General features: G+C 51.7%; 13 protein-coding genes. 5 read left to right on the forward strand and 8 right to left on the reverse strand.

What is annotated here, in order from left to right; genetic code table 11:
- A complete protein-coding gene (locus AC5DDB_RS28890; RefSeq protein WP_491743242.1) occupies positions 1 to 939 on the forward strand; it encodes a glycoside hydrolase family 130 protein in 939 nt (312 codons plus the stop codon).
- Here the strand turns inward: AC5DDB_RS28890 and AC5DDB_RS28895 are convergent.
- A complete protein-coding gene (locus AC5DDB_RS28895) occupies positions 936 to 1403 on the reverse strand; it encodes a Na-translocating system protein MpsC family protein (protein ID WP_491743243.1) in 468 nt (155 codons plus the stop codon). The genes AC5DDB_RS28890 and AC5DDB_RS28895 overlap by 4 nt on opposite strands.
- A gap of 327 nt (positions 1404 to 1730) precedes the next feature.
- Entirely contained in the window at positions 1731 to 2081 is a 351-nt protein-coding gene (locus AC5DDB_RS28900) for a hypothetical protein (protein ID WP_491743244.1), read from the reverse strand.
- Between the two features lie 414 nt (positions 2082 to 2495).
- On the opposite strand from AC5DDB_RS28900, the gene AC5DDB_RS28905 reads away from it, so the two are divergent.
- From AC5DDB_RS28905 to AC5DDB_RS28915, 3 genes are all read left to right on the forward strand, one after another.
- Positions 2496 to 2930, forward strand: coding sequence for a Na-translocating system protein MpsC family protein (locus AC5DDB_RS28905; protein WP_491743245.1), 435 nt, complete (start codon positions 2496 to 2498; stop codon positions 2928 to 2930).
- Positions 2931 to 3430: 500 nt separating this feature from the next.
- Positions 3431 to 4795, forward strand: coding sequence for a DUF2254 domain-containing protein (locus AC5DDB_RS28910; RefSeq protein ID WP_491743256.1), 1365 nt, complete (start codon positions 3431 to 3433; stop codon positions 4793 to 4795).
- Positions 4796 to 5332: 537 nt separating this feature from the next.
- Positions 5333 to 5776 carry a hypothetical protein gene (locus AC5DDB_RS28915; protein ID WP_491743246.1) on the forward strand — a complete coding sequence of 148 codons (444 nt, stop codon included), beginning with the start codon at positions 5333 to 5335 and terminating at the stop codon, positions 5774 to 5776.
- A gap of 221 nt (positions 5777 to 5997) precedes the next feature.
- Here AC5DDB_RS28915 and trhA read toward each other — a convergent pair whose 3' ends face one another.
- The 4 genes from trhA to floA all read right to left on the reverse strand — a co-directional run bounded on the left by trhA (position 5998) and on the right by floA (position 10784).
- Positions 5998 to 6666 (reverse strand): PAQR family membrane homeostasis protein TrhA, encoded by a 669-nt coding sequence (gene trhA, locus AC5DDB_RS28920; protein WP_491743247.1) that lies wholly within the window; start codon positions 6664 to 6666, stop codon positions 5998 to 6000.
- Between the two features lie 425 nt (positions 6667 to 7091).
- A complete protein-coding gene (locus tag AC5DDB_RS28925; RefSeq protein ID WP_491743248.1) occupies positions 7092 to 8657 on the reverse strand; it encodes a B12-binding domain-containing radical SAM protein in 1566 nt (521 codons plus the stop codon).
- Between the two features lie 497 nt (positions 8658 to 9154).
- A complete protein-coding gene (locus tag AC5DDB_RS28930) occupies positions 9155 to 9508 on the reverse strand; it encodes a hypothetical protein (RefSeq protein ID WP_491743249.1) in 354 nt (117 codons plus the stop codon).
- A 223-nt stretch (positions 9509 to 9731) separates the two neighbouring features.
- Positions 9732 to 10784 (reverse strand): flotillin-like protein FloA, encoded by a 1053-nt coding sequence (gene floA, locus AC5DDB_RS28935; RefSeq protein WP_491743250.1) that lies wholly within the window; start codon positions 10782 to 10784, stop codon positions 9732 to 9734.
- Positions 10785 to 11150: 366 nt separating this feature from the next.
- On the opposite strand from floA, the gene AC5DDB_RS28940 reads away from it, so the two are divergent.
- The gene (locus AC5DDB_RS28940) at positions 11151 to 11342 is read left to right on the forward strand and encodes a hypothetical protein (protein ID WP_491743251.1); all 192 of its coding nucleotides are present in this window, start codon (positions 11151 to 11153) and stop codon (positions 11340 to 11342) included.
- A 1014-nt stretch (positions 11343 to 12356) separates the two neighbouring features.
- Here the strand turns inward: AC5DDB_RS28940 and AC5DDB_RS28945 are convergent.
- Both AC5DDB_RS28945 and AC5DDB_RS28950 read right to left on the reverse strand, forming a co-directional pair.
- Positions 12357 to 12647 (reverse strand): hypothetical protein, encoded by a 291-nt coding sequence (locus tag AC5DDB_RS28945; RefSeq protein ID WP_491743252.1) that lies wholly within the window; start codon positions 12645 to 12647, stop codon positions 12357 to 12359.
- Positions 12648 to 13368: 721 nt separating this feature from the next.
- Entirely contained in the window at positions 13369 to 13635 is a 267-nt protein-coding gene (locus tag AC5DDB_RS28950) for a hypothetical protein (RefSeq protein ID WP_491743253.1), read from the reverse strand.
- Between the last annotated feature and the right edge of the window lie 734 nt (positions 13636 to 14369).

Raw genomic sequence — 14369 nt, forward strand, 5'->3', positions numbered from 1 at the left:
ATGCAACGCGATATCGTCAAGCGATACTTCGGAAATCCGATTCTAACAAGGACTGACATACCCTACCCTGTTGAAACCGTTCACAATGCGGCTGTGGTCAAGCATAACGACGAATACATAATGCTGTTCCGATCTCATCTTCGGACTGGACGCTCAATTATTGGCTTAGCACGCAGTCGCGATGGATTCCATTTTGTCGCTGATCCCCAACCTTTTTTGACTCCGGTCCAGACCGGCCGCTTTGCTCGATACGAGGAGTTCGGTGTTGAAGATCCTCGGGTAACGAAGGTGGACGATGAATACCTCATCACCTATAGCGTTTACTCCAGAAACGGTGTGCGAATTGCCCTAGCAAAAACGAGAGACTTTGTTCAGATCGAACGAGTCTCGCTGATAACACAGGCCGACTATCGGAATACGGTCATTTTCCCGAGGAAATTTGATGGTCGGTATGCGCGACTGGACCGTCCCCACTCGGAAATCGCCCCTTGGTCAATTTGGATTTCCTATTCGCCGGATCTTTATTTTTGGGGTGAGTCTCAAATCGTGATGCAACCGGTGCCATATCACTGGGATGAAATGAAAATTGGGCCGGGAGCACCGCCAATAAAGACGGACCAGGGCTGGCTTTCGATTTATCACGGAGTCTTCCGGACGATGGATGGATCTGTCTATCGACTCGGTGTTGCATTACACGATCTTGATAATCCAGCAATCGTGTTGGGGGTGGGTGACTCTTGGATTCTACAGCCTGAAGACCCCTGGGAGGTTACAGGGTACGTGCATAACGTCGTTTTTAGTTGCGGCGCAGTGCCCGAGCCGGATGGCACGGTGAAAATCTATTGGGGGGGAGCCGATTCAGTGATGTGTGTCGGCGAAGCAAGGCTGGATGAACTCGTCGCACATTGTCTGCAACAAAGCCGATCGGCATTGCTTTAAGCCTGAATCGTGTCGAAGAAGAAACTAGCCGACATCTTCTGCATAGTTTGATGAGGCCAAACAGTTCTTGTGAGGAACATGTTCTGCTTTTTCATTGTTTCACGGCATTCCGATGCTTGAGAAAGACTGAACAAAATTACTTCTTCACCGGTGACAACGCTAATGTCATGATGCAGACTTACGAAAGTTTCTTCTGTAACCTCTTGAATCAGAGTTTTCGGAGCCGGACGCGCCGTTTCGACAAGTTGGGTTCGGACTTGCTTAAGTAGCTCACGGCCCTTTTCGGGTGGAAGCGTTTTGACGAGTTGTTGTTCCGCCATTGTCAGAACTCCCTGAAGACGGACCGAAAGAATGTCGCCAATGAGATGTGCGGAGATATGCTTCAGGCCCCGTCCCATATACTCTTGTTCGAAACGGGTAATTCCGTTGCAAACGGCCGCCTCGATTTCCCCTTGCGTTTTCATAGCGATTCCAAAATGTGTCTTTGACTCAATCGGTGCAATCTTAAGCAAGAGCGGAATGCTAATGGGATTGCAATCTAAGCTCGAAACGCTCAACTGACGGAAGACATCGTATTCAACTAGCACCAATAATTCGATCTGCTACTTGAAAAATGCGACAGCTGTGCCTATGATTACAATCGCCTAGCAGTCGTACTTAACCTTTCGTGCGACTTCCACCTTTTCGGAAGACTTGTTAAAACGTGGCTCGACGAATCTCGGGAAACGTGTTACCTAGTAAGCCGATGCAGCGAAACGCCTTGTTGTGTGCCGCTGCATCGGCTTTTTTCTTTAAATGCGTAAGCGCTGAATCGTGCCTTGAAACGAGTTCCTGTTGGCGGCATTTGGAAGGCTGGTCGTTTTTTTGATGAGTTCCATCAGCAATTGATCGCCATCAGCACCTACCAATCCGACAGATAGAAATACTGGCGGCCACCCATGTTGCGAGAGCAAAAGAATTCGAGCATTTGTTTGCATGCCACCTACAAAGGCGACGACGCGGAACGGCGGCTTTTTGCCGGAAGAATTAGAGTTCTCGGAAGACAAGATCAAGGGTAGCCCGGCCAGTTTGGGAGACCTTTTGTAAAGTATGCCGACGTGGTAGATCTCATCGAGATATCCTGCCACGTTGGCATTTTTCATTTGGGTCCTTCAAGAACAGAGGTCTTGGATGATTCACTGATTAGGCTCTGAGTTCGAAGTAGACAGCGAATGTGGAAGACCTCGACTGGAAGAGGATCTTAGAAATGATTGTCGCAACGTGATTGGACGTTGATGGCCTCAACCGGGTGCTCAGCAATCAGATTTCAAATGGGACCTCATCGGCGAAAAAATTCGGCAGAATGGAGTTGCGAGAACTTTACGTTGTGAACAGCCTGATCTCCAGTCTGATTAGTTTGGCTGCAAATTTCGCCAGTCTTCGAATCATGTGACTGCGAGGTCTTCGGGCGTGGTGCAACATTAGTCTGAAGGCGACTCCATGGCAGTATCATTTTTGCGGCGGCTGTATCCGTCGATTCTATTCCGAAAGGCGTGCGAACGCCGGAAGTCACTTTTATGAGTAACTCTGACAAAAACGTGCCCTCGAAGACGATAGCAGAGCAGATCACGGACGTCGTCAACACGTTTCAAAAACAGAATACGGGACATACCCCAACATCAGTCAGCGTGGTCTTAGGCGAAGACACTCTCGTCATCACTTTGCATGAAGCCCTCTCACCGGTTGAAAAAGCGTTAGCGAGCACGGCCGAAGGAGCAGCTCAGATTCAGGAGTTTCATCGACAGCTCTTTGCTGCGTCTTCTAAAAAACTTTGTCAGGAAATCCAACAAATCACTGGTCGAGAGGTTCGCGAAGCCGTTGCTGAGGTCGAACCTAAAACAGGTATTATTATCCATGCTTTTACAACAGGCACCGTGGTGCAAGTCTTTCTATTCGAAAACGACTCATCATCCGAGGACGCGAGCCAATCTGATACGGACCAGCTCTCTTAAACCGTTATTTGAGCTGCTACGTGTTGTGGGAGTCGCACATCACCAACCTAGTCTTCTTGTGTCAAGAATAGAGCCAAATGATCATAATTGCCGTAATGAGTCAGTTCGTCCGCGGGCTGGTGGCGTGAATGATTGTAAAAGTCGCTTGTTCCGAGCAGACAGACAATGAGCTTGGTCATAACAATCTTACTAGGCATCAGCGGCTCGTCTTCGAGTGGGCTGCTTTACTCACATTTCCTCGGTGACGCCGCCGAACCTTTTTGGATAACTTCGCCTCTCTGGTTCGGCCTGATTGTCGCACTCCCTGGGGCAATGCTGCTCGTTGGAGCATATAAATACTACAATTGCAAAATCTCGGACAGGCTAAGGATAGCTTCGGTCAAATGAACGATTCATTAAAGTGCTTTGTCCTTTGCTCGTCGGGTACCTCCATTAATCCGTTGTTAGAGCGAAATTCACTGAACCGCAGATTCTGCGCAACAAAGGGCTAGCAAATGATTATGAAACTGCGGCAATGGTGGCAAGAGGTGCAGTCGAGCTTTTGGTTCGTACCGGCAGTAATCGTTATGGGAGCCGTGGGACTCGCCATCGCTTTAATCGCCGTCGACACAAGCGTTGAACTTCATGTCGACAAGAAGTGGCCATTGATCTTTGGTTCCGGTGCGGCAGGTGCAAGGGGCCTGCTCACTTCTGTCGCCAGTTCGATGATCACAGTGGCGGGTGTCGTGTTCTCCATCACCATTGTCGCCCTCTCCCTGACATCCAGTCAGTATACCTCGCGGATTCTTCGCAATTTTATGCGTGACCGTCTGAACCAGGCGGTGCTCGGTGTGTTCGTTGGCATCTTCGCGTATTGCCTGGTGGTGCTTCGAACCATTCGAGGAGGGGACGAAGGTCCTTTCGTGCCATCCCTCGCTGTGTTAGGCGGTCTGGTCCTTGCGTTCGTTGGCATTGGTTTTCTAATCTTCTTTATCCACCACATCTCGATGTCCATCCAAGCGTCAAGCATTATTGCCGCCGCTGCCGAGGAGACAATCTCCGCCGTTGATCATTTATTTCCTAACAGATTGGGTGATACCCCCGATGGGGACTCGAACGACACTTCGGAGACGGATTTGGCAGAACTAGCATGGTCTGGTGTCCGAGCTCATAGAACCGGTTATATCGAGAGCATTGATGAGGAGGCTCTCTTAGGATGGGCTCGGAATCGAGATGCCATCGTGCGAATGGAGCGAGGAATTGGAGAGTTCGTCGTCGAAGGGGATGCACTAGCATCCGTGGCCGATTTGGAGTTGTCGGACGAAGATGGAGCGGCTGAGGTCCATGATGTATACGTCATCAGTCACCAACGTTCGGTGCATCAAGATGTCGGCTTTGGCATCAGGCAAATTGTGGACATCGCTATGAAGGCTTTGTCGCCTGGTGTAAATGACACGACAACCGCAGTGATGTGCCTGGACTATCTGACTGCGATTTTCGCGCGGCTGGCTGACCGTGGGTTTGCGACCACCCAGAGATTTGACGAGGGTAAGTTGCGTGTCATCGCTAGAGTTGCGAACTTCGAAAGCCTTTTGGCCGAGGCTTTTAACCAGATTCGTCAGAACGCCGAAGGCAACGTCGCAATTCTGACCAAACAGCTCCAGTCGCTAGAATCCATCGTTGGGCAGACGACGAACCCTCTTCGAAGGAATGCCTTGCTGCAGCAGGTCGTCATGCTTGCAACCGTCGTTGAGGACACAATCATCTTGCCGCATGACAGCGTGGATGTCAAAGCCGCCGTAATGCGACTGTCTAAAATTCTTAACACCCCAAACCGGCAACCTTACGGACAGGACATACTTCCGGCACGAGCTGAAATAATATAAGTGACTGTAAAGTCTGGCCTGTCAAGACTTTCAACAAATCAAAGAGCTTCCTGAGAAGCCGAAGCGTTTCAGGCCGCTCTTTTGAGGTTCGACTGGTATGACCTGCTAAGCAGTTTAAATTACCTTGCCGTTGGATCTGTGAAAGCAACGCTGTTTTCTCTGGTTCACTGCGAATTAGCCGTGGGCACGCGCGACATGAACGGCGCAGTCAATGCCAAACAGGTCTTGCAAACCGGGTGCGTTGATTTGCACACGGATTTTCGCCATCCCGTCCATTAGATTGTTAGCACCGGACGTATCCAGCGTAATCGTTTCCGTACCTGTCGCAGTCGAACTGAATGCAGCATTCAGCGTTGCGAGGTCGACTGCGGATGTTTGTGCATATTCAGTCCTGGATACAAGTGTTCCCTAGCCCACATCAAGGTGTTTTTGGAGATCATTGCGCCATCGATGACAATCGATTCGGTTGCTGAACTCCATAGGCCACCGCGCTAAACTTGGGAAGTCGGCTGTGGGTGGGTCACAAGCCAATGCGCGGTGGGCGAGAACAAGGTCGAAGCCGCCGTTCACGGTATCATTATGTGGGGGATCGTCTTATTCCTGACCCTCTGGTTGGTCAGTACTGGAATGCGAGCCGGATTCGGCGCGATGTTGGGTGTCGCCAGTTTTACTAGTGAAGCTGCTCAGACGGTGGACGGAAATTGGGAACTATTGGCTCAAGAAGCCGGCGTCTCCCGGAATACGATCAAAGAGTGGAAGCAAAACGCGGCTGATCTGCCGGAACAGGCAGAGAAGATGGCAAGCAATCCAGCCAATCGTGAAGCCGTTCAGGACTACGCGACGGCGGCGACATGGTACACACTTCTTGGAACATTGTTATCGATGGGCGCCGCGGTTCTCGGAGCAATCATCGGTGCGGGACCCACATTTCGCCTATTGACGATCCCACGAACACGGGCAAGGTACGTAAACCCTGCCTAACATTGTGGTCGGGGGTTGTTTAGAAGCCGTAGGGGACCACCCGTTTTCGTGTGGTCCCTATTATTTTTTACTTGGAGGTTTCATACCACAGCATTGTTCCATCTCCAAAACTGCTGGCGCGCCCGAAAGGCTGTCCACCGTCTCCCCCAGCCACGCATGACCGTACTCAAAACATTTACGGTGCGGTGATTGGAACTCTGATTCAGATTGATTGGACCACATCATGCAGCTTGACCAGCAATTTGCCAAACAAAGATCCAATGACAACTCAACCCGATGAGCACAGCGATGTGCCAAAGTTCGCGCGACCCGAGGATTCTAGATATCAATGTGGGCCAATGGAATTCCAGTAAGATCGCTCCACAGTAATACGCTAGTCCGCCAAAGACTAATGGCCGGATGAATAAGAACGTGTAGCGCTTCCAAAGGTCCCACGCAGATAAAACGCCAATCCAACCAAACGCCAGGAAAAGACTCGTTCCTAACCAGCCAGAGAACGAGTCGAAGAAAACCGTTCTCACCGTAATCCCCAGGGCCGCTAGCCCCCAAATGATAAAGAGTAGCCAAGCCCGTGTGTGCCCACGATACAAGATTACAGAAACGGGAGTGAACGTACCCGCAATGAGTCCAAAAATTGCCGCGATGTCCATTCGTTCCATGACTTCACGCCCACCTCCAGGCCACATCATGTGGTAAATGCCGTTCATCAAAAGCAGGAAAACACTAGTAAAGCCGAACAAGCAAAATGCTAGCGTTTGGCCGAAATCACTCTGCCCACGCTGAAGTAATTTTGGCGTCATGTAGGTGAAGACTATTGCGGCCATCAGATGGCTGAAACAATTAAAGGGTTCCCGAAAGCCGGGGAGCGAATCAACATCAATCGTGGCCATGAAAACCTCTGGTACCAAAGAATCTTGTGTTGCTACTTGGCTGAACGTTCAGCTTTAGGCTGCGCTGCTCTGTTCGCGTAATTATGGCCTACATGAGCACTGCGGCAGCCCAGCCTGATGGGTACAAATAACGAGAAACATTGGTAATGGATCGACCGTCGTTCGTCCTTGGACCCGAGTAAGCACTCTGCGAGCTGTCTCCATAAAATCCATATCCGTATCCGGTGTAACTCGATCGATAACCGTGCCGTAAATAGGATACCCCGTATCCGAATCGATAGAGCGGCTTGACGACATTTCGCATCTGATTTGATGTAACGAGACTAGAGCAGGTAAAGTTTCACTGTAGCGGGTTCTGTCTCGCGGAAGTTAGGAAACACTGGATTTCTTGTGTCCACTGCGGACACAGAAGACCGTAATACGGTCTAGTTTTTGTTGACTGATGTGGCTGCATGTTCTGCAAGACGGTCAAGTTGACGGAGTGGTTCCACTTCCTGTAATTGCAAACTTCTTGGAAGAGGAGCCAGCGTGAAGCCGAATGTCCGCTGACGCAAGGGAAGGAAATCGTGGACATTGTCCAATCGCACTCTCCGCACTCCTCCAGACATGGGGTGCAGATTTCTCCAGGCACTGTATCGACTGAAAAGTGACATCGCCAGACTTCCCACTGTCCTCTTCAGGACTCCTTGTCTGCGAAGTCTTGTCTCGTCCCTAACGTTCCGCATCGCATGCCCGACTGAGTAGAATTTTCGATAGCATTTAAAGAGCAGGTGTGAAAGTTGTTTGCGAGACAGCGTGGAATGTTGCCAAGTTAGGCAGGTTGTGTCGAAGCGGTCAAGATTACGCTCCGTGATGAGTCCCTGTGTGAGAAAGTCGTCGTATTGCTCCGTGCCGGGGATCGGGCAGAGGATGTAGAATGACGCCCACGACGGGTTCATCTCGCGGAGCACCTGAAGGTGTTCGTCGATGCTTTGTTGAGTGTCCTGCGGGAATCCAATGATGTTGGAGAAATGAGAGCTGATGCCATTCGCGCGACAGAGCCGAACGATGTCTCGGTACATTTCCGGACGGTTCTGGCCCTTGTGAGCCGCCAGAAGGATTTCGCGATTGAAGGACTCGACCCCAATGAACATCTGAAAGCATCCCGCTCTGGCCAAGAGTTTGACTAGGTGCTCTTGTCTTGCAATTTGCGTATCGCATTGCACAAAAAAGTCCAACCCAAATTGCTCATCAATGATGGCTTCTAAAAGCGCTTCTGCTTCCGGATATTTATTGAAATTGTCGGAAGTGAACATGATCGTGCGAACTCCGGCTTCCTTGGCCGCGCGGAGACTTTCCAGCGTGGTCGTGATGCTCTGGCTGCGAATTTTTCGTCCCGCGATCTTGGTGACAGAGCAGAAGTTGCAGAGGAATGGGCATCCCCGAGCTGGATACAGGCCCAACATTGAAATGACATAACGGCTGAGATCTTTGCGGCTAGGCGGAATCACGACCGGCGCTTCCAATTCCTGCTGCCAGCGACTCTCGCGACCATAAACCGGTGCTAACCTTCCTTCCGTCGCATCTGTCAAGATTTGCGACCAGACGAGTTCCGCCTCGGCCAAGGCAAAGCTAATTCCACGTCCATGCAGGGTCGAAGTGTCACATGTCATCGCATGGGGACCCCCAATCACCACCATACATCCATTCTCGCGAGCCAAGGCCGCGAGATCCAATGCACGATGAAACTGATGACTCTGTACGCCAACCAGCGCCAGTAGCGTTCGCCCTCCGTGGCGAGGTTTCAGCAGTGAGAGATACTGCAAATCTGTGTGTACGTATTCATCAACGGTGTGGATTTCGACGGGAGTATCGCCCACCATGGCTGGCGTCATGCTACGCATGTAGGGTACCGTGCTATTCGGCATGAAACCCCAGCAAAATCGCTCCACGTAACCATCTTCCAAGTATTTGCTGGGCTTCAGAACGACAACGCGCAGGGGATGCGACATGAGACCTCCTATGGTTTCCGGTAGACCGGTTACGCTACCCGGCATCTTTCGAAAACAGGATTGAGCAGACTACTATGCAAAAAAGCCGATGCGGTCGAAACCCGAGGATTCTCGACCGCATCGGCTTACTATGTAACGCGCCTCCCGAATGTGACCGGGCTGCGATTTACAAAGTCATCCGAAACTTCTGGGACTGTGTGACGCTGACGACATACCCATCACGCCTGCATTGTATCGTTCCCTATTGCAAAAACAAAGCGTTATGTTTGACTCCTTAAGAATAGCAACGCGTTCATCTATAGATCCGCGCCGATGGTCGGATACCTGAATGGTACAATATTGCAAGCCTCATCGACGTGAACGGCACACGCAGCTATCCAGCGCCCGACTAGCTCCCTTGGCAATCATCCAATCCATTCTGTTCGTTTAGGAACTCATCGAAATATCGTTCCACAGATCTCAGACGTATCTAATGATTCAACCTGAAGCAATGGTTGCTAACCCTCTCCACCAAGATCGAAATCAAAAGAATTCTCTGGATTGAGGTGATCGATGAGGTCATCATCTTCGCCGATATCCTCGTGTGCGTCCTTCACTTGGTCGAACATGGCTTTTGTGTCTCGTAAGTCGAGCATCTGATTGGCCAGCATTCCACACTGAATAAACCCGATCCACCGGTGTATTTTTGTAGCGAGCCATTCGTCCGCGTGTTTCTCGATTCGCTCACACATCCATAGAAGATGCCGGGGATGAAGGGCACGTGGTAGATTAGGTTCGTTTCTGTTCGATTTCCTGATCCGATCCTCACACTCTTCGACCATTGCAATGACTAGCAGATTAGCATGATCCATCGGCACGCTCCTAGTGGTTCAACCACTCTGATTTGACAGGTTCTCGAACTTCGTCCGCACGCTTGTTGGCGTGCTCATCGCGAGTTTCTCAACCTGTCATTCCAGGTTGGAAGCTGCACTAGTTTAGTCATCGGGGGCATCCCTACAACATCTCACCGACTGTTCTTTAATGTGCGAATTCATATCGACCGCTGTTGTCCACCTACGCACCGAACACAATCTGTCAATTGCATAAGCCTCCTTCCGTTTCCCAGCATTCGAGATGAGGGAGTTTTCGCGGCACGGACGCATCAACGTTTAGCCTGTGGGTTTTGGTGATTCGGCCGCGCGGACTGTCGACGGCCTGAAATTGGGTGGCAGATTGGCGTCTTGCGCGAAGCTGCCCCTCGCGGAAAGCAACAGCAATGGCCTTGGGAATGGTGGCTTCCGCAAGAACGACTAAGGCTTCATATTCTCTCGTCAGTGCGACCATCTCCTGTTCCGCCGCCAGGGCCATCGCTCGACGTTGTTCGGCGTAGGCAATGGCGATCCGGATGTCGGCGTTGGCTTGGTCGATTTGTAGCTTCGCTCCAATGTTGGCTCCCACATCGATATCAGCAATATCGATTGAAACGATGGCAAAAGCAGTCTGCGAGTCCAAGCCGGCTTCAATGACGCTTCGAGTAATCAGTCGAGGATTCGAAAGGGCATCTCGGTAACTTTCACAAGAACCAATGGCCGAGATAATGCTTTGCCCCACCCTCGCGATCACCGTGGACTCTGTCGCTCCCCCCACGAGTCCCGAGAGATTCGTGCGGACCGTGACTTGGACTTTAACCTTGAGTTGAATGCCATCTTTCGCCACGCCATCCAGCACGCTGCCTCGTCCATCCTCTGGGTCTGGACAGGAGATGACCTTGGGATTCACACTGAGTTGCACGGCTTCCAGAATATCCCGGCCAGCCAAGTCGATGGCTGCTGCCGTGTCCCAGTCAAGTTCGATTCCAGCTCGGTGGGCGGCAATCAAGGCGAGCGTAATCCGCTGGACGTTGCCCCCGGCGAGCATTTGGGCTTCGATAAGGCTCGTAGGGAAATCCGTCAAACCAGCCTGCACCATCATGACTTTACACTGCACGATGACTCGCGGATTGATTTTCCTTAAAGACATCATCACTAGCGAGAGCAGGCTAATGTGAGTGCCAGTGACATAGGCCATCAACCATAGCGAGAAGTACCGGCTGATTACATAGAGAAGTCCACAAGTGACGACCAAACCAACAATCCAAACCATAATCATGATGACTTCTTTCTGCAGGATGGAGGTCGGCCGGGTGGTCTCATAATCCGCGCAGAACTTCCGAGCGATGGACTAGGACAGCCTTGGGACGTGTCCATCTGCATCATTGGCAATAACGGCGTCGCCGATGCGGGCAAGCGTAGTGCATAGCACGAAAAAAGCCGACGTGACCAAACCATGGTGGTGTGGTCTCATCGGCTTATTCACTGATGAGCCCTCCCGGGTCATCGGGATTGCTCTTCATTTAATCTTCCAGAACCTTGCAAGTGTACGGCTTATCGCCTAGGAAATCAAGGGAGCGGCTGACGAGAAATGCGTCCTCCGGCGTGCATGATTATCCATTCAAGCCGGGATTCGGTGAGATTGATGCTTTCCAGGACAACTCGGCAAACGAATTCGGCCGATCGAATCGACTTCCTCGTGGAACTCGCCGGACATACTGGCGGACGCAACCGCGCGTCGATGCTCTCTGCGGGAGCCGCTCCGCTGCAAGTGGCGTTCTTCGGATGTCCCAACACGACGGATCTGTCCACGATCGATTCTCGACTCACTGATTGATTCGTCGATCCGCCGGGGTCGGCTGAACGCTTTCATTCGGAACGACTCGTGCCACTCGATCGAGATTTTCTGTGCTATGCTCCGACCCCCAACCTCCCCGCACCTTTTCGCGAGATCAGTCAATTCAGTTTTGGTTGCTTCAACAACCCGACAAAGTTTCTCCATCTGCGTTTGATGCTTGGTCTCAGATTTTGACGCGAGTCCCCAAGAGTTGGCTCGTCGTCAAGTACGGTAGGTTCACCTCGGAAGCCCTGCGGGAACGTTGGTGAGTTCACTTCGCACGTGGCGGAGTCGTGCGATGGCCGCACGATCAGGATCGCCGCCGCAAAATTATTCAGGACGATGACCGCAGCCAATGCAACTCCCATTGAGAAATTCGTCTACCAGCGTTAGTGCCGTTCTGCGTTCCTTTTCGATTGTCTCGCAGACCTCGTTGAATCTCTGGTCGTTGTCTCGGACGTTCTTGAGGATTTCCGTCGCCATTGAAATGACATGTAAGCAATGCCCCACATCATTATGCAGGTTGTGGAATTTCTCGTCATACTCTGGTTCGCCATGTTCTTTCATCGTTGACACGGTTTGCGATAGTATGCGGTCGATTTATTCACAACCCGGACAAGCCGCTTTGAGAAACTCGTCCACCAATTCCGTCGCCGCCCGTCGCTTTTCTCGAATGCTTTCACAGAACTCGGCAACGCAGACCGAGCATGACACTATCGGGCACAACCGGCAGTGCCATGCTCTCTGCAGACCCCAGAGCCGTCCCTCATCTAGGGCGATTGCGCCCTGTTGGGTAGTTTGGCAAAACCAGGGTAACCTAGATTTTCTCCGGCTGGTTGGTGGTTGGCGAATGGGGGGAGAATCGATTGAGCTCCGGGCGAACGGCTCGACACCCTGCCTCTAGAGGGAAACACGATTCAAGCGCACTGGCGGAGATTTTTGGGGAATTGTGGAAGAGGTAAGTTCGAATGAAAGTCTACATCGATGTGCAATTGGCTAGGCACCCGATCCTGTTCAATCTCCCGGAGATTCGTCTGACAATTCTTCAAGATGCTGGGCTTGCGCGTACAACTGTTGCGCTACGCGTCGAAGTTGGTCAGGCTCACCGCTACGCAGCAATTTCACCACTTCTTCCAACATTTCGTCCGGAGGAAGGTGCTTTGTGCTAACGAAGATGCGTCGAGCCAAGTTGCCCAACACATACGAGAGATGGCCTTCAATGCGGTCAACCTTACGATCTCGCTCAAGTATTTGGGCGAGCGACCGGTAAGCCGATGCGAAATGTTGGCGATCAAAATTGTCCATACGATAACCTTTGGCTGTTAAGAAACAAAATAGCGGCTTCGCCAAGTCACGATCGCATTGCCAAAAGTTGCCGTTGGCCAATAATTCGTCCAATCGCGATTATACTTGCAAATCGCTGGCTGCCAGGCCGTTGATTGAAGGAATTCTTGCTGTTGCTGAGAAAACAATGCGTCTTTGAAATTACTGAGTAATTTCGCTTTGGCCTGGTATCATAACGAGAAGCTAGCAATTTCACCCGCCTCGAAACTCCCAGGTACGTCCAACCTGATTTTCCGCAACCTGTTGTCCAGGGGGGACCTTACACAACATTGCCGTTAACAAATCGCGGGTCCCAAACCTTGTCTTTCGTGGGTGCGCATGGAAAAGCCCCTGTGGAGCGGGGCGTAGGATGCGTAAAGAAACCCGCTGGGCTCTGCGGTGGAGTGTGCGATTGGCGGCAGCGTCTTAACCGTATCCCGAGGCAGAACACGGCGCGGATGAGCGATTCAGTCCAACTGCTCTAGCTCGGCATGCAACGCCGCTCGTCGTTTACGTGCCGGCGGTGCGATGTGGCCGGTCGTGTGCAGGTAAGCCCAGGTCCAGAGGTAGTTTTGCGATTGCAGGAGGCAACTGATCTGGCATCGGGATTTGTAGTCATCTTCCTCGGTGTCGACGCCGCAGATCTCAAAGTTCCGGCCACCGAACAGAGCGACCGAGTGGATCGCACACTAGTCGTCGCCGGTTAGGAACCACAGCGGCCGTCGTCCTCCTGAGAGGGAACGATGGTCGGAACCATCTTCAGCTTGCCGTCGAATATGATGTATTTGCCATCGGAGGCTCGGAAGTGTTTGTGGATGAACTCAATCTTATCGGGATCAACTCGCAGAAAGTTCGCGATGGCGTACATGTCGCCAGGTGCCAAGCTGCCGGGCATGTGTTTGCAGCCGGCCTTGCACTTCGTGCAGTCGCAGACGGAGCGTTCAAACTGTTTGAGTTCGGGAGGTCTCATCGACATAAGTCTCCTAGAAACGCAATGACCGCCGCAGCTAAAGCCATGACGGTCAGCCAAAACTCGATTCGCGGTTCGTCACGCCGCATCATATCAGCATCGCCAACAGGTCTTCGGGCGTGAGCACCGCACCCGCTTCATCGTATTCATCGTCCCAAGCCCGTCGGTGGTCTCGACGCAGATCGATATTTGCGGGGATTGATCGGTCGTATTGAACTCAAGAACGGTTGGCAGTTGGCTGAAGAACTCGCCCGAGCCACTGCGTCGAAAGATTCACTTTCCTCAAGCTTACCGCCTTCGGGGTGTTCCTCTCATGTGTTTGGGTTCTTTTGCAGCAGATTGCAACGAAAGGCAATTCGCCCTAACCTATTTCTTCAAAAAGAGATGCAGCGTGACAATGCAATTAAGGTTTTGTCGATGCTCTCTTCCGAGGGCAAACATAAAACCTTGATTCCGTTGTCAGCTGTATGCCCTTTTATCGTCAGTGAGATATCGCATGAGCATCGGTCAGCGGTCTGTTAATTTGCTTGCGTTAAACGGCTCCGATTGGCAAGATGTGTGAGCATTTGTTCTGTAGCCATCTAGCTGGTTGAAGTCGATGTTCTACGCCCACTCACTTGCCGATCGTCCCAAAACCGAGTGGGAACTGCTTGAAGAGCATCTGGATGCTGTTGCGAGCATGGCGGGGGAGTTCGCGGACCGGCTGGGAGCAAAGGCGTGGGGAGAATTGTTGG

This window comes from Thalassoroseus sp., assembly GCF_984380535.1.

What these genes read in the sequence shown, in the direction of transcription:
- trhA (WP_491743247.1), bottom strand. Translation starts at nt 6,666, where the DNA reads ATGGCCACGATTGATGTTGATTCGCTCCCCGGCTTTCGGGAACCCTTT.
- AC5DDB_RS28930 (WP_491743249.1), bottom strand. Translation starts at nt 9,508, where the DNA reads ATGGATCATGCTAATCTGCTAGTCATTGCAATGGTCGAAGAGTGTGAG.
- AC5DDB_RS28890 (WP_491743242.1), top strand. Translation starts at nt 1, where the DNA reads ATGCAACGCGATATCGTCAAGCGATACTTCGGAAATCCGATTCTAACA.
- AC5DDB_RS28895 (WP_491743243.1), bottom strand. Translation starts at nt 1,403, where the DNA reads ATGAAAACGCAAGGGGAAATCGAGGCGGCCGTTTGCAACGGAATTACC.
- AC5DDB_RS28950 (WP_491743253.1), bottom strand. Translation starts at nt 13,635, where the DNA reads ATGAGACCTCCCGAACTCAAACAGTTTGAACGCTCCGTCTGCGACTGC.
- floA (WP_491743250.1), bottom strand. Translation starts at nt 10,784, where the DNA reads ATGATTATGGTTTGGATTGTTGGTTTGGTCGTCACTTGTGGACTTCTC.
- AC5DDB_RS28910 (WP_491743256.1), top strand. Translation starts at nt 3,431, where the DNA reads ATGAAACTGCGGCAATGGTGGCAAGAGGTGCAGTCGAGCTTTTGGTTC.
- AC5DDB_RS28905 (WP_491743245.1), top strand. Translation starts at nt 2,496, where the DNA reads ATGAGTAACTCTGACAAAAACGTGCCCTCGAAGACGATAGCAGAGCAG.
- AC5DDB_RS28940 (WP_491743251.1), top strand. Translation starts at nt 11,151, where the DNA reads ATGCTTTCCAGGACAACTCGGCAAACGAATTCGGCCGATCGAATCGAC.
- AC5DDB_RS28945 (WP_491743252.1), bottom strand. Translation starts at nt 12,647, where the DNA reads ATGGACAATTTTGATCGCCAACATTTCGCATCGGCTTACCGGTCGCTC.
- AC5DDB_RS28900 (WP_491743244.1), bottom strand. Translation starts at nt 2,081, where the DNA reads ATGAAAAATGCCAACGTGGCAGGATATCTCGATGAGATCTACCACGTC.
- AC5DDB_RS28925 (WP_491743248.1), bottom strand. Translation starts at nt 8,657, where the DNA reads ATGTCGCATCCCCTGCGCGTTGTCGTTCTGAAGCCCAGCAAATACTTG.